The following is a 20,066-nucleotide window of genomic DNA, read 5'->3' as shown; positions in this document are numbered from 1 at the left end:
AGACCGGCGCCGATCCGGGGAGTTTCGTCAGGCGACTGCCGTGGCCAGTCGGTCGGCCAGCGCCTTGATGCGGTCGGGGCGGTAGCCCGACCAGTGCTCGCCGTCGACGATCACGACGGGGGCCTGCAGGTGACCGAGCGACATGACGTAGTCACGCGCGTCGGCGTCCTCGCTGATGTCCACCACCGTGTAGTCGGTGTCGAGCTTGTCGAGCGCACGGTAGGTCGCGTTGCACTGCACGCACGCCGGCTTGCTGTAGACCGTGATCGTCATGGTGGCTCCCCGTTGTCCTGTCTGCGGCACGCTCCCCCCGGAGCGTTCGCGAAGCTGTGTTCTCTGAAGCTGAAGGGCCCGTCTTCCGGGCCTGGCGTGGTGCTGAAACCGTGCTGGCACTGTGCGAACTTCGGTGCTGACCCCGACCAGACGTTCTCTGCACTGCGTCGTGACTAGACACTACACCTAGGGGTCCCACACGCAACGGACCACTAGGGGTTGTAGTGACAAGCGTGTCATTCTTCACCCTGTGGAGAAGTTCCAGGCTACCGCGCACCACTGACACAGCCCCCGACCAGCGCCGATGCACCGCCGTGCACAGGCATCCACAGGGGGCCGTCCGGCGCCCACAACGTGCTCCACAGGCAGTCCACACCCGCGCTGTCCGGTTCGTCGGGAATGCCGCGCACGACACGCCAGAACCCATTTGCACGACACGCAGAGACGATGTCGGGACGTGCACCCGAACGGCTGACGGGAGCCTCGTGCCAGCCGCGTGCGGGATGCTGTCCCCGTGCAGATCACCACGCTCGGGGCGCTCGCCGTCGACGGTCGCCCCGTCCGCGGCGACCGCCTGGTGGCACTCGTCGGGGCGCTCCTCGACGCACGCGGGCGCGGCGTGTCGTCGGCGACCCTCGTTGAGGACGTGTGGGAGGGCATCCCGCCCGACGACGCGGCCGGCGCCGTCCAGGCGCTCGTCTCGCGCGCGCGCCGGCTGGGGCTCGCGATCGAGGCCGCCCCCGGCGGGTACCGGCTGCCCACGGACGGGCTGCGGATCGACGTCGTCGACGCCGAGGCGCTGCTCGCGAGCGGACGGGACGCGCTGCGCTCGGGCGACGCCGCACGCGCTCAGGACCTCGGTGGCCAGGCCCGTGGGCTGCTCCCGGCGGTCCCCGACCTGGACCACCCGGCCACCGCGCACCTGCTCGCCGACGTGGTGACCCTGCAGGCCGAGGCGGGGCTCGCCCTCGGTCGGGTCGACGACCTCGTGGAGGACCTGCGGCGCTTCGCGCTGCGGACCCCGCCCGACGAGCCCCTGGTCGCCCTGCTCGTCCGGGTCCTGGCCGCGCAGGGCCGGGACGCCGAGGCGCTGGAGGTCGTCGAGCACCTGCGCACCGAGCTCGCCGACCGGTACGGCACCGACCCGTCGCCCGTCGTCGCCCAGGCGCACCTCGCGCTGCTGCGCGGGGAGCTGGCGGCCGGGCACGTCGCGCCGAGCCGGGCCGTCGTCGCACTGCCCGCGCCCTGGCGCCGGCCCGCGACCGCTCTGGTCGGACGCGACGACGACCTCGCGCAGGTGGAGGCCGCGCTCGGGCAGGGCGCGCTCGTCACGATCGTCGCGACGGGCGGGGCCGGCAAGACGCGGCTGGCCGGCGAGGTCGCCCGCCGGGCGGTCGCTGCCGGGCGCTCGGTTCGCGTCGTCGAGCTGGCAGGTCTGCGCGCGCCGGCCGAGGTGCTGCCCACAGTGCTCGCCGCGATCGGCGGGTCGGACGTGAGCGCCGCACGCGCGGACCTGACGACCGAGCGCCGGCTGCTCACCCCCGAGGACCGGCTGCGGCTCGCCGCCCAGGACCTCGACGGGCTGCTCGTGCTCGACAACTGCGAGCACGTGCTCGACGCCGCCGCGGTGGTCGTCGGCGACCTGCTCTCCGTCGCCTCCCCCGACCTGGTCGTGCTGGCGACGAGCCGGGCGCCGCTCGGCCTCGTCGGCGAGTCCGTGCACCGGCTGCGAGCGCTGCCCGACGCCGACGCCCTCGAGCTGCTGGAGACGCGGGCCCGCGCCGGCCGGGCGAGCCTCGGCTGGCAGCCGGACCGGGCGCTCGAGCTGTGCCACCGCCTGGACAACCTCCCGCTCGCCCTCGAGCTCGCCGCCGCACGCCTACGATCCATGACCGTCGAGGACGTGCTGGAGGGCCTGTCCGACCGGTTCGCGCTGCTCGACGACGCCCTGCGCGGGCTGCCCGAGCGGCACGCCAGCCTGTGGGCGATGGTCGACTGGAGCCGCGAGCTCCTTGACCCGTCCGACCGCGCGCTGGTCCAGCGGCTGGCCGTCGTGCCGACGTCGTTCACCGCCGAGACGGCGGTCGCGGTGTCGGGAGCGCACCCCGCGACCGTCCGACGAGGACTCGCCACCCTGGTCGAGCAGTCGCTGCTCACGCTCGACGAGGACGACAGCGGGCTGGCGCGCTACCGGATGCTCGAGACGGTCCGGGAGTACGGCGAGGTGCGGCTCGACGTCGCCGGCGAGCGGCCGGCCGCCATGGCCGGGCTGGTCCGCTGGGCGGCCACGACCGCCGTGCAGGTCGGTGCGGACTTCGTCGGCGCCGGGCAGCTGGTCGCGTTCGACCGCTGCGCCACGGAGCAGGAGACCTTCGTCGCTGCCCTGCGCTGGGCCGTCGACCACGGGGACGAACCCGGCGCCGTCGACATCGCGAGCGCCCTGTTCCACCTCTGGAGCATCCGAGGGCTGCACGTCGAGTGCGTCGAGTGGGCGATGCGGCTCCTCCTCGCCGACGACCCGGCCGCGCGACGGACGTCGACCCTGTTCCAGGGCGCCATGCCCGGGCGGGCGCTCCCCGACGCCGACCGGGTGACCACCGCCGGCGTCTTCGCGGCCGTCAACGCCGGCGTCGCCACCTCGCAGCGTCCCGTCGCGCTCGCGTGGCGCGCGATCCGGCGCGTGCTCGCCGACCGGCCGGCCGAGGTGTCCCCGCGGATGCGTGCGCTCGCCGCGACGCTGCCCGCGCTCGGCTCCCCCGACGTCGACGAGAGCCTGGCCGCGGCGGAGCGGATGGTCGAGGCGGACGACGACTTCCTCCAGGGCCTCGGGCTGTTCATGCGGGCCGCGGTCCGGGAGAACGCCGGCGACCCGTCGATGTCCAGCGCCGACGCGCGCGAGGCGTACCGCCGGTTCCAGGCCATCGGTGACCACTGGGGCATGGGGATGGCCGCGCAGGGCATCGGCCAGTGGGAAAGCACGCGCAGCGGCGGCGACTCCGAGAGGTGGCTGAGCGAGAGCCTGGAGCACCTGGAGCTGGTCGGTGCGATGCAGGACGTCCGCAGCCTCCGGGTCCAGCTGGACATGCAGCGCGCACTGGCGGGCGACGAGCAGGCCACGGCACAGCTGCGCGAGGTGACGACCTCTACGCAGGCGGACGACGTGGACGCCGCGCAGGCCCACCTCGGCCTGGCGCAGGTCGCGTCGCAGGCGGGGCGGGTGCAGGAAGCGATCGACCACGCCGAGGCCGCGGCCGCGCTGGTCACCGCCACGCGCGTCCCCATGCACCAGGCACGCGTCGTGTTCCTCGTCGCCGTCGCCGTCACCCACCTGCACGTCGCGGCGCTGCCCGGCGAGCACACCACGGCCTCGGTGGACCGCGCGGTCGAGCTGCTCCGGACGGCGGCGGCGGACGCAGCCGCGACCAGCGACATGCCCGTGCTCGGGACCTACGCGCTCGGCTTCGCGGAGCTGGCCGCGTACCGCGGTGAGGTCGACCGCGCGCACGAGCTGTGGGCCCTCGGCACGCGGCTCGGCGCCAACCTCGTGCCCTACTTCCAGCTGGGCCTGGGCGGGTCGAAGGCCGAGCCGGTGGGCGACGACACCGTCCGGGGCGCGCTGCTCGCCCAGTGGCAGGCGGTGCGCCCGGCACAGGCAGCCCTGCGGGTCCGGGAGCTGACGGTCGGCGCCGGCTGAGAGGTTCCCAGCCGGCGCCGTCCTTCGTCAGACCTTGCGGCGGTACGCCCGCATGGCCAGCGGCAGGAACACCGCGACCAACCCGACGCACCACGCCAGCGTCCAGTAGACGCTGTCACCCATCGGCGTCCCCAGGAACAGCCCGCGCATCGCGGCGACCAGGTGGGTCAACGGGTTCCACGCGACGAACGTCTGCATCCAGCTGGGCAGCGAGCCCGCCGGGACGAACACGTTGGACGCGAAGCTCAGCGGCATGATGATCAGGAACATGATCCCCTGCACGGCACCGGACGTCCGGACCTTCATCCCGACGAACACCGAGACCCAGGACAGCGACAGGGCGAACACGACGGCGAGCAGGCAGCCCGCGAGCGCGCTGAGCGGGTCCGTGAGGATCCGGAAGCCCATCAGGTAGCCGATGCCGAGCGTCATCACGGTGACGATGACGTAGCGGACCACGTCGCCGAGCACCGCGCCGATCAGGGGTGACGAGCGCGGGATGGGCAGCGACTTGAACCTGTCGAAGATGCCCTTCTCCAGGTCGGTGTTGAGGTTCACGCCGATCGCGATGGCGCCCGTCGCGATGGTCTGCGCGAGGATGCCCGGCAGCAGGAACTGCAGGTAGGTGTGCGTGTCACCCGCCACCGCGCCGCCGAAGATGTAGACGAAGATCACGAGGAAGATCGCCGGCTGCAGCGTGACGTCGATGAGCGCCTCCGGCGTCCGCCACGTCTTGATCAGGCTGCGCTTGGCCAGCGACAACGAGTGCCGGACCAGCGGGAACGGCTTGCGGGTGACCGCGGTGGCCGACGTGGGGGCCAGCCGCGGGGCTCTGGGCTGCGTGAGCGTGGTCATCAGGCCACCTCCTTCTGGGTCGTGACGGTGGTGTCGTCCTCCGAGGCCGTGCGGCCCGTGAGGGAGAAGAACACCTCGTCCAGGCTGGGCAAGTGCAGGGACAGCTCGGTGACGCCGATCCCGGCGCTCGCCAGGCGGGACACCGTGGCGGTGAGCGCGGAGTCGTCGGCGACCGGGACCGCAAGGACGCCCTTGCGGATCTCCTCCGGCCCGCCGGTGCCGGTGGAGACCTGGCCGAGGATCGTCGCGGCCTCCTCCATGCGGGTCAGGTCCGACGGCCGGACCTCGAGTGTCTGACCGCCGACCACGCGCTTGAGGCCCTCGGGGGTGTCGTGCGCGATGACGCGACCGTGGTCGATGACCGTGATCTCGTCGGCGAGCGCGTCCGCCTCCTCCAGGTACTGGGTGGTGAGCAGGACGGTCGAGCCGTCCGTGACGAGCGAGCGGACGACGTCCCACATGTCCTCGCGCTTGGCGGGGTCCAGGCCGGTCGTCGGTTCGTCGAGGAAGATGACGTCGGGGCGGCCGACGAGGCTCGCGGCCAGGTCGAGCCGGCGGCGCATGCCCCCGGAGTAGGTCTTGGCGGGCCGGTCGGCCGCCGCGGTCAGGTCGAACCACTCGAGCAGCTCGGCGGCGCGTGTGCGGGCGCCGGCGCGACCGAGGTCCAGCAGCGTGCCGAACAGCACGAGGTTCTGGCGGCCGGAGAGGTCCTCGTCGACGGACGCGTACTGGCCCGTGAGGCCGATCGACTGGCGGACGCGCTCGGCGTCCTTGACCACGTCGAAGCCGCCGATGCGGGCGTGGCCGGCGTCGGGGACGAGCAGGGTGGACAGGATGCGGACGGCGGTCGTCTTGCCGGCACCGTTGGGGCCGAGCACGCCGAGGACCGTGCCGCGAGCGACGGCGAGGTCGACGCCCTGGAGGGCCTTCGTCTCGCCGAAGTGCTTGACGAGGCCGTGCGCCTCGATCACCAGGTCTTGTGTCATGGCTCCAGGCTGGCCGAGAGCGCTGACAGCCCACCGACACAGCGCTGACACGGCCGGTGTCAGCGCCGGGACGTCCGCACATCCGAGCGCCCCGACGACCGATCCTGCGGACGTCCGAGGAAGTGAGCGCTGGAGCGGCCACGTCCTCGGACGTTGTCAGCGGAGGGCGGCGAGGAGGCGGTCGAGCTCGTCGTCGGACGTGTAGTAGTGCGGGCTCGCGCGGACGACCTCCGTCAGGCCGCGCGCGCCGAAGTCGAGCTGGGCCGACGAGATGCGGGTGACGCTGACGTTCACGCCCGCCGCGGCGACCCGGGCGCGGACCTCGTCGGCCCGCATCCCGTCGACCGTGAAGGTGACGATGCCGGACTTCCGGACACCCTTGTCGCGCACCGTGACGCCGAGGGTCTGCGACAGGTCCTCGCGCAGCCGTGCCGCGAGCCCGGTGACGCGCTCCTCGATCGCCGGCAGGCCGAACGACAGCGCGTAGTCGACGGCCGCGCCGAGCCCGAGGTTGTCGGCGATCGACCGCTCCCACGTCTCGAACCGCAGCGCGCCGGGGACGACCTCGTAGGTGGTCGGCGACGTCCAGGTGGCCGCGCCGAGGCCGAGGACCGGCGGGACCAGGCTGTCGGTGATCGCGCGGCTCGCGTAGAGGAAGCCCGTGCCGCGGGGGCCGCGCAGGAACTTGCGACCGGTCGCGGCGAGCAGGTCGCAGCCGAGGGTCTCGACGTCGACGTCGAGCTGGCCGACCGACTGGCACGCGTCGAGCAGGAACGGCACACCGGCCCGCCGGGTGAGTGCGCCGACCGCCTCTGCCGGGTTGACCACGCCGCCGCCGGTCGGGATGTGCGTGAGCGCGACGACGGCCACGTCGGAGTCGAGCCGGCGCTCGAGCTCGTCCAGGTCGACCTGGCCGTGCTCGTCGTCCTCGATCACCTCGAGGGTCGCGCCGGAGCGCTCGCACGCCTGCAGGAGCGCGATCGCGTTGCTGATGTACTCGGTGCGCGCGGTGAGGATGCGCTGGCCCGCCTTGAGCGGGATCGACGAGAACGCCACGTTCCAGGCGACCGTCGCGCTCTGCACCAGCGCGATCTCGTCCGGCTGCGCACCGATCAGCCGAGCGACCGAGCCGTACACCTCGGCCACCCGCGCCTCGGACTCGGTCTCCGCCTCGTAGGGACCGATCTCCGCCTCACGCCGCAGGTGCGCGACGACGGTGTCCGTCACGACGCTCGGGCGCAGGGCACCACCGGCGTTGTTCAGGTGGGCGACATGGTCGATGCCGGGCGTGTCACGGCGGGCGCGGTCGAGATCGATCGTCACGATCCCGGAGTCTAGGCAGCGCACCGCGACGGGACGTCCGCACATCCGAGCGTCAGGACGACCGAACGTGCGGACGTTGCGGGGGTCAGCGGTTGCTCGGGCGCCAGAGGACTACTGCGGCGCGGTCGGCCGTGGTCGTCGGGCGGCGGCTGCGGCTGGCCGTGCGGTTGACCGCGACGACGTCGCCGCGAGGGTCCGCCGTGAAGATGCGGCGGCCGGGGTCGACGAACGCACGCAGGTACTCGACCTGCCGCTTGAGCTGCTCCAGCTCCGCCTCGAGCTCGAGGATCCGCTTGATGCCGGCCAGGTTGACGCCCTCGTCCTGGGACAGCCTCTGCACCTCGCGCAGGGTCGCGATGTCGCGCAGCGAGTACCGCCGGCCGCGGCCGCTGGCCCTGCTCGGGGTGACCAGACCGAGCCGGTCGTACTGGCGCAGGGTCTGCGGGTGCATGCCGGCCAGCTCGGCGGCGACCGAGATGACGTAGACCTTGGCGTCCTCGGCCGGCATGGCTACTTCTTCGCCGCGTCGAGCAGGTCGGCGCGCACGTCCTCACCGGACGTCGCGATGCCGAACGCCTGGACGGCCTCCCGCGCCGCGGAGCTGAGCCGCTGCGGGACGACGACCTGGACGGTGATGAGCAGGTCGCCCTTGCTGCCGGGGATGCCCTTGCCCTTGACGCGCAGGACGCGGCCCGACGGGGTGCCCTCGGGGACCTTGACGCGGACGGTCGACCCGTCGAGCGTCGGCACCTCGATCGTGGCGCCCAGCGCGGCCTCGTCGAAGGCCACCGGGACCGTGATCCGCAGGTTCTCACCGTCGAGCGAGAACACGGGGTGCGGGGTGACGCGGACGGTGATGACGAGGTCGCCCGCAGGTCCGCCGCCCGCACCCGGGCGGCCCTTGCCGCGCAGCCGGATCTTCTGGCCGTCGCGGACCCCCGCGGGGATGCGCGCGTTGACCGTGCGGCCCTCGACGCTGAGCGAGACCGTCGACCCCTCGACCGCCTGCCGGAAGGGCAGGGTCGCGCTGGTGGCCAGGTCGGCGCCCTGCTGCGGACCGAACCCGCCCGCGCCGCCCTGGCCGAACAGCCCGCCGAGGAGGTCCTCGAAGCCGGCCGCGCCGCCGGGCGCGTTGGTGTACCGGACGCGACCGCCGGGCTGGCCGCCGCCTCCGCCGAACATGCCGCCGAAGACGTCCTCGAAGCCCGCTCCGCCGCGACCGCCCGACGTGAACCGGGGACCGCCCGCCATCGCGCGCAGCTGGTCGTACTGGCCGCGCTGCTCGGGGTCGGACAGGACCGCGTACGCCTCGCCGACGTCCTTGAACCGCGCCTCCGCCTTGGCGTCCCCTGGGTTGTGGTCCGGGTGCTCCTGGCGCGCGAGCTTGCGGTACGCCTTCTTGATGGTGGCGGCGTCGGCGTCCTTGGGGACGCCGAGGACCGAGTAGAAGTCCTTCTCGAGCCAGTCCTGACCGGTCACGCCGCTCCTTCCTTGATCCTCGTGACGTCCGAGGTCCCACGGGTGCTGACCCGTGGAACCTCGGACGCTACTGGGGTTTCTACGCCTCGGGGTCGACGACCGCGACGCGCGCCGCCCGGATGACCCGGTCCGGCGTGCGGTACCCCGGCTGGAGCACCATCTGCACGGTCGACTCCGTGACGTCCGCGGAGTGCGAGTGCATGAGCGCCTCGTGCACCGCGGGGTCGAACGTCTCGCCGACCTCGCCGTAGCGGACCACGCCGAACCGCCCGAGGGTGCCCTCGAGCTTCTCGGCGATGGAGACGAACGGTCCGGTGAGGTCACCGTGCTGGCGGGCCAGCTCGATGTCGTCCAGCACCGGGATGAGCGCCTCGACGATGGTGTGCACTCCGCGCTCGTGAGCGGCGAGGGCATCGGCCTTCGACCGCTTCACGAACCCGGAGTACTGCTGCTCGAGGTTGTAGTAGGCCGCCTGCGACCGCTGCAGCTCCTCGAGCCGCTCGGCCGCCAGCTTCTCGACGGCCACGAGGCCCTCGAGGACGACCTCCTCCTCCGCGCCGGCCGCGATGGACTCGGCGTCGGCGAGGATCTGCTCCTCGGGGGTCAGCTCCTCGTTGGCGTCGTCGGGACCCGCCGTCACTTGCGAGCCTCGTCCTCGTCGTCGACGATCTCGGCGTCGACCACGTCCTCGTCGGACGTGGTGTCCGCCGCGGGCTGCTCGTCGGCCGGCGCGTTCTGCGCCATGTTGTCCGCCGAGTAGATCGCCTCGCCGATCTTCTGGCTCACCGCGAGCAGGGCCGAGTGCTTGGCCTTGACCTCGTCGAGGTCGGTGCCCGCGAGCGCCGTCTTCAGCTCGGTGACGGCCGTCTGGACCTCGGTCTTGACGTCCTCCGGCAGCTTGTCGGCGTTGTCGACGAGCAGCTTGTCGGTCGAGTAGGCCAGCTGCTCGGCCGTGTTGCGGGTCTCGGCCTCCTCGCGGCGCGCCTTGTCCTCGGCGGCGTGCTCCTCGGCCTCGCGCACCATGCGCTCGATGTCCTCCTTGGGGAGGGCCGAGCCGCCGGTGATCGTCATCGACTGCTCCTTGTTGGTGCCGCGGTCCTTGGCGGACACGTGCACGATGCCGTTCGCGTCGATGTCGAACGTGACCTCGATCTGCGGCACGCCACGCGGCGCCGGCGCGATGCCGGTGAGCTCGAAGGTGCCGAGCGGCTTGTTGTCCCGCGCGAACTCACGCTCGCCCTGGAACACCTGGATCAGCACGGACGGCTGGTTGTCCTCGGCCGTCGAGAAGATCTCCGACCGCTTGGTGGGGATGGCCGTGTTGCGCTCGATGAGCTTGGTCATCACGCCGCCCTTGGTCTCGATGCCGAGGCTCAGCGGGGTGACGTCGATCAGCAGGACGTCCTTGCGGTCGCCCTTCATGACGCCGGCCTGCAGCGCGGCACCGACGGCGACGACCTCGTCCGGGTTGACGCCCTTGTTGGGCTCCTTGCCGCCCGTGAGCTCCTTGACCACCTCGGTGACCGCGGGCATGCGGGTCGAGCCGCCGACGAGCACGATGTGGTCGATCTCCGAGAGCTTGATGCCCGCGTCGCGGATGACCGACTGGAACGGCGCCTTCGTGCGGTCGAGCAGGTCCTGCGTCATCTGCTGGAACTGCGCGCGCGTGAGCTTGGTGTCCAGGTGGACCGGGCCGTTCTCGCTCATCGACAGGTACTGCAGCGAGATGTTGGTGCTCGTCGCGGACGAGAGCTCCTTCTTGGCCTGCTCCGCCGCCTCGCGCAGGCGCTGCACGGCGATCTTGTCCTTGGCCAGGTCGACGCCCGTGGAGTTCTTCACCTCGGAGACGAGGAAGTCGACGATCCGGTTGTCCCAGTCGTCGCCGCCGAGCCGGTTGTCACCGGACGTCGCGCGGACCTCGATCGTCGAGAAGCCGTCGTCGTCCTTGCCCACCTCGAGGAGGGACACGTCGAACGTGCCACCACCGAGGTCGAAGACGAGGATGAGCTCGTCCTCCTTGCCGCGCTCCAGGCCGTAGGCGAGGGCGGCGGCGGTGGGCTCGTTGATGATGCGCAGGACGTTCAGGCCCGCGATGGCGCCCGCGTCCTTGGTGGCCTGGCGCTCGGCGTCGTTGAAGTACGCCGGGACCGTGATGACCGCCTCGGTGACGGGCTCGCCCAGGTAGGCCTCCGCGTCACGCTTCAGCTTGGAGAGCACCCGAGCGCTGATCTCCTGCGCGGTGTACTTCTTGTCGTCGACGGCCTGCGACCAGTCCGTGCCCATGTGGCGCTTGACCGACGTGATGGTCCGGTCGACGTTGGTGACGGCCTGGCGCTTGGCGATCTCGCCGACCAGCACCTCACCCGTCTTGGAGAACGCGACCACCGACGGCGTCGTGCGCGACCCCTCGGCGTTGGCGATGACCGTGGGCTCGCCGCCCTCGAGGACAGAGACCACCGAGTTGGTGGTGCCGAGGTCGATGCCGACTGCTCGTGCCATGTGTGTGCCTTCTTTCGTGTCGTACTTGGGGGTGTGTCGTCTCGCTCTTGAGTCCGGCTGGCTCAAGTCTGCGTCGCGATGTGGCTGCGCGCAAACTCGAGAAGACCGAACTTGAGTCTGTTGGGCTCAACCTTGAGGGGCCCTGACGCATTCCCGCGCGATGATGTGATCCCTCTCCGACGGTTCCGGTTCTCCCCGCGCTGATGGAGCGTGCCGAGTCCCGACTGCCACCCGCTGCTGGTTCGCCTTGCTGCTGCAAGTCCACCGCACCACCTAGCCGAGACGACTCCGTGCGTGCAGGAAGTGTGGCGCGAGCAGCAACTGTTCCCGGATGGCGCCTCGCTAGAGTCGCCGCATGGCTTCCGACGATGCCGTTTCCCGCTCCGCGCCCGCACCGGCGTCACCGCCGACCGTCCCCTCGCCCAAGGTCGGTGGCCTCGAGGTCCGCTCCGTGACCAAGTCATACGAGCGGCGCCGCGTCCTGACGGACATCTCGTTCCACGTCCCCGCAGGACGGTCGCTGGCCGTCGTGGGAGCGAACGGCTGCGGCAAGTCGACTCTCTTGAAGGTCTGCGCCGGCCTCGTCTCGCCCGACCGCGGCACGGTCCGCGTGCACGGCCGCCTCGGGTACTGCCCGCAGGAGATGGGGCTCGACGGGTTCCTCACCTCCGAGGACCACCTCGCCTGGTTCGGCCGCGGGCGAGGGCTGTCCCGCCGGGCCGCGGTCGCCGAGGGCAGCCTGGTCGCGGCGGCGCTCGACTGGTCTGTCCCCCGCCGGCAGCAGGTCCGGCACCTGTCGGGCGGCACCCGGCAGAAGCTCAACGTCACGACGACGATGCTCTCCGACCCGGGCGTCGTGCTGCTCGACGAGCCCTACCAGGGCTTCGACCACGGCAGCTACCTGGACTTCTGGGGCCTCGTCGACCAGTGGTGCGACGAGGGCCGCGCGGTCGTCATCGTCACGCACATGCTGCACGAGCTGAACCGCGTCCACGACGTGCTCGACCTGTCCGGGACAGAGATCGACTGATGCGTGGCCTCGCCGTGACCGCCCAGATGACCATCCGTGACCTGCTCGGCCGCCGCACCGTCGTCTTGCTGCTCATCCTCGTCCCGCTCGTCTTCTACGCCGCCCGCCGCGACGACTTCCAGGGGCAGGCCATCCGGTTCGCGAGCCTCGGCCTGGCGTGGGCAGTCAGCACCGTGGCGCTGTTCGCCACGAACAGCGTCCGCGCGCTCGAGCCGCGGCTCCGTCTCGCCGGGCACGGCAGCGTCGGGCTCTACCTGGGCAGGCTGACCTCCACCGTGGGGCTGGGCGCGTTCGTCGCCGCCCTGTATGCCGTACTCGTCACGCTCGACCAGGAGACCGTGAACCCCTGGTCCGCCGTGCTCGCGCTTGTCGCGTCCGGGACGATCGCCGCGGTCCTGGGCCTGCTCGTCGGCGCGGTCATCCCCCGGGAACTCGAGGGCATGCTCGTTCTGATCACGATCGTGGGCCTGCAGATGATCATCGACCCCACCAAAGCCGTCGCCGAGGCGCTCCCGCTGTGGTCCACTCGCGAGCTGGTCGGGCACGCCGTCGACGGTGTCGGGGACGTCGACGCCGCGATCGTGCACTGGGTCGCGTACGGCGTCGGCATGGCCGTCGTCGCCCTCGCGATCACCGCGGTGCGGCTGCGCCGGCGCCGGCACCTGGAGTACGTCGGCGCCGCGTGAGCACTGCACCGGAGCCTCTGGCACCGCGTCGCCCGGCACGGGTGGCAGCCGGGCCCGGCACCGGCACCGGCGACGCTCGCGGATGCACAAGGTCGCCCGTCTTGCTGGCCCTGAGGATTCGGACAAGATCGTGAGACGCGGGCCGTCTCACCGTCTTGTCCGATGCCTGGTCAGAGCGGTGCGCTCCCACGTGCAGGTCACCGCCTGGCCGCGCGGACAACTGCGATGAGTTCCTACACGTTCTTCTCAGGGTGCTCGTGCCTGACGCGCCGCGGGCGCTGCCCCCACCACCGCAGTAGTGGCGGACCGCTAGCGCATGGCGAGGTACCAGTTCCCGTCGAAACTCCGATCGACGGTCTCCTGCGACTCCACGTCCACGGCCAACCCGGCGACCAGGTCCTCCGGCATGCCGGCCGCGAGGAGGTGCTCTCGGACCACGTCGCGCGGGACGCCGCCCTCCCGCATCGCGCTCCGCTCAGCATCCGTGGCGACGATCCACCACACGTTGGGCGACAAGAAGTACCCCAAGAACGGGTACGTACCGATCACACCGACTGATGCCAGCTCGCGCGAGGCCGTCTGCGCGGCGTCACGGAGGAGGCGCTCCATCCGCTGATACAGGTCCGGGTCCTCGCGAAGGTTGGGGCGTGCGCTCAGGTTCACGAGCACATCCTCACGCACGGCCTCCCCGTCCGCGGACTGGCGCGCCACCTGGAACGGCCCGCCCGCCCACCTGCCGTTGGGCGCACAGGCGGACCCGTGCCCCCGTCCCGACCGACCGCCACCCACTCAGCCGTTCGGGCGCGAGCGACCGGCACCTGGGAGCTCCGGGTCGCCTCGCCTGATGCTCCACGGCCGCTGGTCAGCACCTTGCTGAGGATTCGGACAGGTAGGTGAGACGGAGCGCGTTTCACCTACCTGTCCCATCGCCGTTCAGGGCGGGTGAGCTCCGGACAAGTTCGATGAGTTCCTCCAGCCGGCCTCGCTGCTGCAGCTGTGTGAGCCGCCCGGCGCTCGTGCGATCTCATGTGGAACCCGTCGCAGTGCTAGGCCCGACGAGCATCAGCCCTCTGTCGGCGTCATTGACGCAACCCATCAGTTGCGATAACGTGGATAGCAACCTGATGGTTGCTACCGCATGGAGGGCGCAATGGGATTCCCCGATCGGATCGAGCGGACCGTAGAGATCTCTCACCCGCCGGCCACGGTGTGGGGGGCACTCACGACGGCCGAGGGTCTCGGAGCGTGGTTCGGCGACGAGGCGACGCTCGACCTGCGACCCGGGGGGCCGGGCCGGATGACCTGGACCAGCGGCGAGAGCACTGACTTCCGAGTCGAACGCGTCGAGGAGCCGAAGGTCTTCGGTTTCACCTGGCAGGTCTTCGGTCTGCCGGGGGACGACCCGCGACGCACCTATGTCGAGTTCACCCTTGTCGCGAACGGAACGGGCACGCAGCTGACGGTGGTCGAGTCCGGCTTCGCCCAACTACCGGATGGGGCCTACCGGAGGGCGTACGAGGGCAACGTCAAGGGCTGGGCGCTCGAGCTAGGCGAGCTGATCGAGTTCCTCGATGCCCACTGACCAGGAGTCGGTGGCCGAACAGGTCTTCGTCGCACTCGCCGACCCGACCCGCCGCGGCATCTTGGCGACGTTGGCCGCTGCGGGTCCTGCCACGGCGACGGACCTGGCCGATCGCCTCCCGATCACGCGTCAGGCGATTGCGAAGCATCTCGCTCTGTTGGCAGAGGCCGGTCTGGTGACGGCCGAGCCGGGCGAGCGGCGCAGGGTGCGGTATCGGCTGCGGTCCGCGCCGATGCAGGTGGCACAACAGTTCCTGGCGGCGCTCGCCAACGATTGGGACGGCCGGCTCGACGCATTGATGGACCACCTCGAAAGCGAAAAGGAAAAGGAGTCGTGACATGCGGAAGCTGATCGGCGGGATGAAGCTGTCTCTCGACGGAAAGGCAGCAGGACCGGAAGGGCTTGCTGATTGGGTAGATGGCTGGTCGGAGGACTTCGGCCTCACGCCACAGGTGGACGCGTGCCTGCTTGGAGGGGGCATGTATCCGACGTACGAGCAGTACTGGACCCAGATCCAGAACGAGCCGGCCAAGCCCCACCCGTTGAGCGGGGAGGTGCCGACCCAGGGCGAGGTCGAGTGGGCGCGCTTCGCTGCGCAGACGCCTCACTACGTGCTGTCTGGCACCGTGGCCTCGGCGCAATGGCCACAGACGAGCTTCGTGACGACGCTCGACGAGATCGACTCCCTCAAGCGGCAGTCGGGGAAGGACATCTACCTCGTCGGCGGAGCTCGAACCACGGCGAGCCTGATCGACGCCGGGCTTGTCGACGAGCTCCGACTCCTTGTCTATCCGCTGATCGCAGGTGAAGGGACTGCCCTCTTCACGACGCCCGTTCGTCGTGCACTCGAGCTGCGGAAGGTCGAACAGCTTGCCGACGGCCGTCTCAGCCTGAACTACGAGCTTGGCTGAGTCTGGAGAGCTCGCATGGACAACGGATACAACGCCGCGATCATCGAGGAGTTCCGCGCGAGCAACGGTCGCCTCGGCGGGTCGTGGACCGGCTACGCCGTGATCCTGATCCATCAGATCGGTGCCAGGTCCGCGGTGGAGCGGACCACACCGCTGAGCTGCTTTCCCGTAGGCGACGACCGATGGGCGATCGTCGCCTCCAACGGGGGATCGGAAAGGCACCCGGATTGGTACTACAACCTCAAGGCCAACCCTGTGATCACCGTCGAGCTCGGGGCCGACACCTTCACGGTCCTGGCTGAGGAGCTGCACGGCACCGCACGCGCGGCGCTGTGGCCGACGCTGGTCGCGGACGTCCCGAGACTCGGCGACTTGCAGGCCGGGGTCGTGCGACAGATACCGGTATTCATCCTGACCCGCCAGCAGGGGCAGCTCTCGCCGACGCGTCCGGCCAGGGTTGCGCGCGATCTCGCGCACGGGTCGACCTACTGAGACGGTGACGCTAGGAGGACCACAGGTCACCGAGCCAGCGCAATCAGGTCGGGGCCGGTTCCGGTGGATCGTGACGGTGCGCGTCGGACCTCGGGCTGATCAGGCCGATCTGGTGCCCGTCCGGGTCCACGAGCACGGCGAACCGGGAGCCGAAGAACGCGTCGAACGGCCGCTGCCGGGACTCGTGCCCGAGCCCCGTCATCCGCGACCAGACGGCGTCCACGTCGTCGCGGCCTGGCAGGTGGATCGATAGCACCGTGGCCGCCGCGTCCTGCGCGGGGCTGCCGCTGTTCCAGAAGCGCACCGACGACGACTCGTCGAGCTCCACGCTGAGCCCGTCGAACCGGATCTCCGCGTGCGGGTCGACCGCGTCACCGACGTCCCAGCCGAGGTCGCGATAGAACCCGGCGGTCCGGGCCACGTCGGCGACGACGAGGTTGAGCTGAGTCGGGCCCGGCGCCGCATGACCCGTCACCGCCGCCTCGGGCGTGTGCTGGTGGTGCAGCAGGCACCATGTCCCCGCGTCGTCGCGCACGTACGTCGACGAGATCGTCGCACGATACGTCGTCGGGCCGCGTTCGCCCCGGAACGCGTAGACCACAGTCGCGGCCGCACCCGACTCGACCAGTCGCGGATCGCCGAGCTCGACCTCGTCCCACCCCGGCGAGCCGGCCATCGCCTCGACGCACGCGGGCTTGTCCAGGACCGCGCCCGGGACGACCACGACCGCGTCGTCGTGGAGCACCCTCGCGTACTCGTCGGCTCCACCCCGCGCGAGCTCCCGCTCGAGCGCCATCAGCTCGTCCGCTACGTCCATGCCTCCAGGCAACCACCGCGTCCGAGAGACCGCACCGCCACGGCCCGCCGCGCGTGCCACCTTGCGCGAGAATTGCGCCATGGCGCTGACCACCCGGATGCTGACGCCGGACACGTGGGACGACTTCGCTGCGCTCGTCGAGTCGAACAACGGTGTGTGGGGTGGCTGCTGGTGCATGGGATTCCATCCAGGCGGTTCCACCGGGACACGCCAGGGCAACCATGACGCCAAGCAGCAGCTAGTGCAGCGCGGTGCGGTGCACCAGGTACTGGTCTACGACGAGGAGAGATGTGTCGGCTGGTGTCAGTTCGGCACCCCACCGGAGCTCCCCAACATCAAGAGCCGCCGCGCCTACGACGCTGACGCGCAGGATCCGCCCGACTGGCGGATCGGCTGCATCTTCACGAACTCGAAGGACCGCGGCAACGGGATCGCTGCGGCCGCCGTGCAAGGGGCCGTGGACGAGATCCGACGCGCCGGCGGAGGCGTCGTCGAGGCCTATCCGGAACAGACGGCGGATCGACCCCCGCAGCGAGGCGCATATCTCCATACCGGACCCGAAGAACTGTACGAGCGGCATGGATTTGTGAGGGACCGGCGCATCGCCAAGTGGCGGTGGGTCATGCGCGCCACCCTCTGACTCATGAGCAGCCCGCCCGTCAGAGAATCGTCTTGCTGTCGGCGCCCCGACGCGGAACGGTCAGGGCATGACCGTGCCCCCGCGCCTCGCTCCCCTGCTGGCCGAGTACGACTTCACGAGCAACCGTCTCCTGCGGCGCCTCAGCGGCCCCACGGTCGACAGCGGCGACGACGTACAGGTAGAGGTCGAGCCGCTCACGGACGCGGAGCTCCTCTGGGAACCCGTCCCCGGCGCGTGGACCCTTCGCCGGCAGACGGACGGGCCTGGCGGCCTGGGCGCGACGAGACTCGTCGGAGCGGGCGAGTGGGGTCACGACGGGGGTCGCCCGCACCCCTGGCCGCCGCCGGTCACGAGCATCGGCTGGCGCATCAACCACGTGGCCAAGACGCTGGCCGGGCGCGCGGACCACACCGACGGCACCCACACCCACACCGAGGCGTCCGACGAGCCGCAGGGCACAGCAGCAGGAGCAGTCGCGGGCCTGACAGCAGCGGTCGCGGCATGGCGCGCGACACTCCTGGGTGCCGACGACGCCGCCCTCGACACCGTCGGCTACAGCACCTACCCGAACGGCTCCGACTCCGAGGAGACGTTCCTCGACGTCGTCTGGTGGATGAACCAGGAGGTCGTCCACCACGGCGCTGAGATCGCCCTGCTCAGGGACCTGTACATCCGGCTGGGGTGAGGAGTGAGCCGTGCCCGACCGACCTGAGATCGTCTGCATCTGCGGCTCTACGCGGTTCGTGGACGAGATGCGCGCGGCGAACCGTGACCTGACCTTGGCAGGAGTCATCGTCGTCGCGCCAGGCGAAGCAGACGGGTTGATCTCCGACGAGCAGAAGGCTGCGCTGGACGCCCTCCATCTGCGCAAGATCGACCTGGCTGACCGGGTACTGGTCGTGAACCCCGGCGGGTATGTCGGCGAGTCCACGCGCAGAGAGATCGCCTACGCCGACGCCACCGGCAAGCCGATCTCGTTCACCGATCCAGCCTGACGGGTCAGGCCTTGGGGGCCTACCTGATGACCCGGACCTCCTGGGGCCAGCCGCACCCCTCTGCGACCCTGCCCGCCCACATCCTGGCCGTCTCCAGGTCGGGCACGTCGATGATCGTGATCCCGCCCAGGTACTCGGCGGTCTCGGCGTAAGGGCCGTCGGTGATCGAGATGGTCCCGCTCGTGGCGTCGGCGCTGAACGCGTCGGCCAGATCCTCCTCGAGCCCGCCGGCGAAGACCAGGACCCCGGCCGCCTCCATGTCACGGACGACCGCCGTGCTGGGCTCCACGCGGGTCTGGAACCACTCGGCCGGGTGGTCTCCGACCCACTGCTGGTTGAAGTAGATGGCGTACTGCGTCATGTCGCTCCTCCTGTGCGGCCGCCCGTGTGGCCTGTCACCACTGTGACGGACGAGCCTCGCCGGAATCGACAGGCCGGCGAGGCACATCGCGGTCGTCTGGGACTGCGCGCTCTCCGCCTCGGGGCGGCTCACCGAAGACGTTCCCCGATCACCGCCGTCGTGCCCGTGCCGCTGACCGATCGCGCTCAGCCGCCCTCCGATCCGCCCCAGAGGACCAGGACTGGTCGAGGGATGACGACTGGCCCACCAGGACGTCCGCGTCACGCACAGGTGACGTCACGGGGCCGCCGACCTCGGTCTCCGCGCGCCCGGCGTAACCGGCGACGACCCGCGCGGCGTAGCTCTTCAGATCCGGCTCCCGAATCTGGGTCTCGGCGAAGCGCGCGCGCTCGAGCGCCTGCGTCTCCTGGGGGCCGCCCGGGGCCGCGCGTCGCTCCATGTCCGCCAGCTCCAGGAGCGTTTCGACGCGGTCGAGCCAGCCGCGGTCGTGCTCAGGGAGCAGGGCGAGCGCAGCCTCGATGCTTTCCCGCGCGCCGGCTATGTCGCCGCGCATGTAGCGGCAGCCCGCGAGGGACCGGCGGCATGCCACCTGCGTGATGACGCTGCTGTTCGTGGCGCGGTCCACCGCCTGCTCCCAGAGCTGGAGGGCACGATCGCTGTCGCCAAGGCTCTCGTACGCGTAGGCGAGCGTCGAGTACTCCTCCGGCACGACGTCGCGCCCCCTGATCATGCGTTCCAGGGAGGTTGCCTGCTCCGCGATGAGTGCTCTCCGGAAGTTGAGCGCTCCGCCAAGATCCCGACCGGCGCCCGGTGCGCCCTCCGCCCACGCGGTCCGTGTCTGCACCTCGGTGAGGTTGAGCTCGTTGAGCTCGACCAGCAGAGCCGCGAGCTGCGTGCGTGTGCTTCGGAGCGCCGCCTTGTGCCGCTCGACGACGCCGTAGATCGACAGGGCGACCGCGATCAGGCTGAAGATCAACGAAGGCTTGTCCATGTCGTCCCCCAGGTGTCCCCGTACGACCCGTCACTTCACGGTTCGCCCTCGATGAGACGACGTGAAGTGACGAAGGTCCCGGAACCCTGACGACGGCGACGCGCACCCATCGGTCTCGGGCCAGGTCAGCGGGCTCGCAGCACCCTCGGTTGCGTAGCAGTTGCCGATGCGGGCCCGGTCGACGCCGGACGAGACTCGTCGCGTAGCGAACATCTCGGGCGCGGGATCCGCGCGGTGGCAAGAAGGTGCGCATGGAGCGGCAGCGAGCGGCGAACGTGGAGGCGGTCCACGGGCCACCAGAGGGCGTGGCTACCTCACCGTCCGCACCCACGACGGCCGCTGCTCGAGCGGTGCCCGTGCGGGGGCTCACGCTCGGCGCCCCGGTCGTAGCGGCGGAGCGCCGCGGCGACGAGAGCGCCGACCGGATCATGGATGCACCGCGCGCGCCGGTC

Annotated in this window: 22 protein-coding genes; 10 read left to right on the top strand and 12 right to left on the bottom strand. The window is 71.0% G+C overall.

The genetic code is table 11. From position 1 onward, the window contains the following. Positions 1 to 27 precede the first annotated feature (27 nt). Complete coding sequence (nrdH, locus tag J2X26_RS19515) at positions 28 to 273, bottom strand: glutaredoxin-like protein NrdH (RefSeq protein WP_146846699.1); 246 nt, start codon at positions 271 to 273, stop codon at positions 28 to 30. 514 nt (positions 274 to 787) lie between these two features. Here nrdH and J2X26_RS19510 point away from each other — a divergent pair. Beyond that, on the top strand, positions 788 to 3,967 hold the full coding sequence (locus J2X26_RS19510) for a BTAD domain-containing putative transcriptional regulator (RefSeq protein ID WP_307494376.1): 3,180 nt from the start codon (positions 788 to 790) through the stop codon (positions 3,965 to 3,967). Between the two features lie 27 nt (positions 3,968 to 3,994). Here the strand turns inward: J2X26_RS19510 and J2X26_RS19505 are convergent, their stop codons facing one another. The 7 genes from J2X26_RS19505 to dnaK all read right to left on the bottom strand — a co-directional run bounded on the left by J2X26_RS19505 (position 3,995) and on the right by dnaK (position 11,109). Beyond that, the gene (locus J2X26_RS19505; protein ID WP_307494375.1) at positions 3,995 to 4,822 is read right to left on the bottom strand and encodes an ABC transporter permease; all 828 of its coding nucleotides are present in this window, start codon (positions 4,820 to 4,822) and stop codon (positions 3,995 to 3,997) included. After that, entirely contained in the window at positions 4,822 to 5,808 is a 987-nt protein-coding gene (locus J2X26_RS19500) for an ATP-binding cassette domain-containing protein (protein WP_307494374.1), read from the bottom strand. Before J2X26_RS19500 ends, J2X26_RS19505 begins: the two co-directional genes overlap by 1 nt. 156 nt (positions 5,809 to 5,964) lie before the next feature. Continuing rightward, entirely contained in the window at positions 5,965 to 7,131 is a 1,167-nt protein-coding gene (locus J2X26_RS19495) for an aminotransferase class V-fold PLP-dependent enzyme (protein ID WP_307494373.1), read from the bottom strand. 85 nt (positions 7,132 to 7,216) lie between these two features. After that, a complete protein-coding gene (locus tag J2X26_RS19490) occupies positions 7,217 to 7,639 on the bottom strand; it encodes a heat shock protein transcriptional repressor HspR (RefSeq protein ID WP_307494372.1) in 423 nt (140 codons plus the stop codon). 2 nt (positions 7,640 to 7,641) lie between these two features. Next, positions 7,642 to 8,610, bottom strand: a complete 969-nt coding sequence (locus J2X26_RS19485; RefSeq protein WP_307494371.1) for a DnaJ C-terminal domain-containing protein — start codon at positions 8,608 to 8,610, stop codon at positions 7,642 to 7,644. A gap of 79 nt (positions 8,611 to 8,689) precedes the next feature. Next, positions 8,690 to 9,250 carry a nucleotide exchange factor GrpE gene (gene grpE / locus J2X26_RS19480; RefSeq protein ID WP_307494370.1) on the bottom strand — a complete coding sequence of 187 codons (561 nt, stop codon included), beginning with the start codon at positions 9,248 to 9,250 and terminating at the stop codon, positions 8,690 to 8,692. After that, entirely contained in the window at positions 9,247 to 11,109 is a 1,863-nt protein-coding gene (dnaK, locus tag J2X26_RS19475; RefSeq protein WP_307494369.1) for a molecular chaperone DnaK, read from the bottom strand. Before dnaK ends, grpE begins: the two co-directional genes overlap by 4 nt. A 355-nt stretch (positions 11,110 to 11,464) precedes the next feature. Here dnaK and J2X26_RS19470 point away from each other — a divergent pair, with 355 nt between their 5' ends. Both J2X26_RS19470 and J2X26_RS19465 read left to right on the top strand, forming a co-directional pair. Beyond that, positions 11,465 to 12,139, top strand: coding sequence for an ATP-binding cassette domain-containing protein (locus J2X26_RS19470; RefSeq protein ID WP_307494368.1), 675 nt, complete (start codon positions 11,465 to 11,467; stop codon positions 12,137 to 12,139). Next, on the top strand, positions 12,139 to 12,825 hold the full coding sequence (locus tag J2X26_RS19465; protein WP_307494367.1) for a hypothetical protein: 687 nt from the start codon (positions 12,139 to 12,141) through the stop codon (positions 12,823 to 12,825). The genes J2X26_RS19470 and J2X26_RS19465 overlap by 1 nt, the downstream gene beginning before the upstream one ends. A gap of 309 nt (positions 12,826 to 13,134) precedes the next feature. On the opposite strand, the gene J2X26_RS19460 is transcribed toward J2X26_RS19465, so the two are convergent. Beyond that, positions 13,135 to 13,488, bottom strand: coding sequence for a hypothetical protein (locus J2X26_RS19460; protein WP_307494366.1), 354 nt, complete (start codon positions 13,486 to 13,488; stop codon positions 13,135 to 13,137). A 475-nt stretch (positions 13,489 to 13,963) separates the two neighbouring features. Here J2X26_RS19460 and J2X26_RS19455 point away from each other — a divergent pair, with 475 nt between their 5' ends. From J2X26_RS19455 to J2X26_RS19440, 4 genes are read left to right on the top strand one after another with little or no spacing between them, the layout of a single operon-like run. Then, positions 13,964 to 14,407: an SRPBCC domain-containing protein gene (locus J2X26_RS19455; RefSeq protein ID WP_307494365.1), complete on the top strand. Its 444-nt coding sequence runs from the start codon at positions 13,964 to 13,966 to the stop codon at positions 14,405 to 14,407. Then, entirely contained in the window at positions 14,397 to 14,744 is a 348-nt protein-coding gene (locus J2X26_RS19450) for an ArsR/SmtB family transcription factor (protein WP_307494364.1), read from the top strand. The genes J2X26_RS19455 and J2X26_RS19450 overlap by 11 nt, the downstream gene beginning before the upstream one ends. 1 nt (position 14,745) lies before the next feature. Then, positions 14,746 to 15,318: a dihydrofolate reductase family protein gene (locus J2X26_RS19445; protein WP_307494363.1), complete on the top strand. Its 573-nt coding sequence runs from the start codon at positions 14,746 to 14,748 to the stop codon at positions 15,316 to 15,318. A gap of 15 nt (positions 15,319 to 15,333) precedes the next feature. Beyond that, entirely contained in the window at positions 15,334 to 15,810 is a 477-nt protein-coding gene (locus J2X26_RS19440) for a nitroreductase family deazaflavin-dependent oxidoreductase (protein WP_307494362.1), read from the top strand. 43 nt (positions 15,811 to 15,853) lie between these two features. Here the strand turns inward: J2X26_RS19440 and J2X26_RS19435 are convergent, their stop codons facing one another. After that, positions 15,854 to 16,627, bottom strand: coding sequence for a VOC family protein (locus J2X26_RS19435; protein ID WP_307494361.1), 774 nt, complete (start codon positions 16,625 to 16,627; stop codon positions 15,854 to 15,856). 79 nt (positions 16,628 to 16,706) lie between these two features. On the opposite strand from J2X26_RS19435, the gene J2X26_RS19430 reads away from it, so the two are divergent. The 3 genes from J2X26_RS19430 (at position 16,707) to J2X26_RS19420 (ending at position 18,262) form a co-directional block, all read left to right on the top strand. Continuing rightward, entirely contained in the window at positions 16,707 to 17,267 is a 561-nt protein-coding gene (locus J2X26_RS19430; protein WP_307494360.1) for a GNAT family N-acetyltransferase, read from the top strand. A gap of 67 nt (positions 17,268 to 17,334) precedes the next feature. Then, positions 17,335 to 17,952, top strand: a complete 618-nt coding sequence (locus J2X26_RS19425; protein WP_307494359.1) for a DinB family protein — start codon at positions 17,335 to 17,337, stop codon at positions 17,950 to 17,952. A gap of 10 nt (positions 17,953 to 17,962) precedes the next feature. After that, positions 17,963 to 18,262, top strand: coding sequence for a hypothetical protein (locus J2X26_RS19420; protein ID WP_307494358.1), 300 nt, complete (start codon positions 17,963 to 17,965; stop codon positions 18,260 to 18,262). 19 nt (positions 18,263 to 18,281) lie between these two features. On the opposite strand, the gene J2X26_RS19415 is transcribed toward J2X26_RS19420, so the two are convergent. Next, complete coding sequence (locus J2X26_RS19415) at positions 18,282 to 18,623, bottom strand: YciI family protein (RefSeq protein WP_307494357.1); 342 nt, start codon at positions 18,621 to 18,623, stop codon at positions 18,282 to 18,284. A 148-nt stretch (positions 18,624 to 18,771) separates the two neighbouring features. Further along, positions 18,772 to 19,614: a hypothetical protein gene (locus J2X26_RS19410; protein WP_307494356.1), complete on the bottom strand. Its 843-nt coding sequence runs from the start codon at positions 19,612 to 19,614 to the stop codon at positions 18,772 to 18,774. Between the last annotated feature and the right edge of the window lie 452 nt (positions 19,615 to 20,066).

This window comes from Cellulomonas humilata (assembly GCF_030814415.1).
GTDB classification, from domain to species: Bacteria; Actinomycetota; Actinomycetes; order Actinomycetales; family Cellulomonadaceae; genus Cellulomonas; species Cellulomonas humilata_A.
Note: the sequence above shows the minus strand (reverse complement) of the source record. Positions and strands in the feature narration are given on the sequence as shown.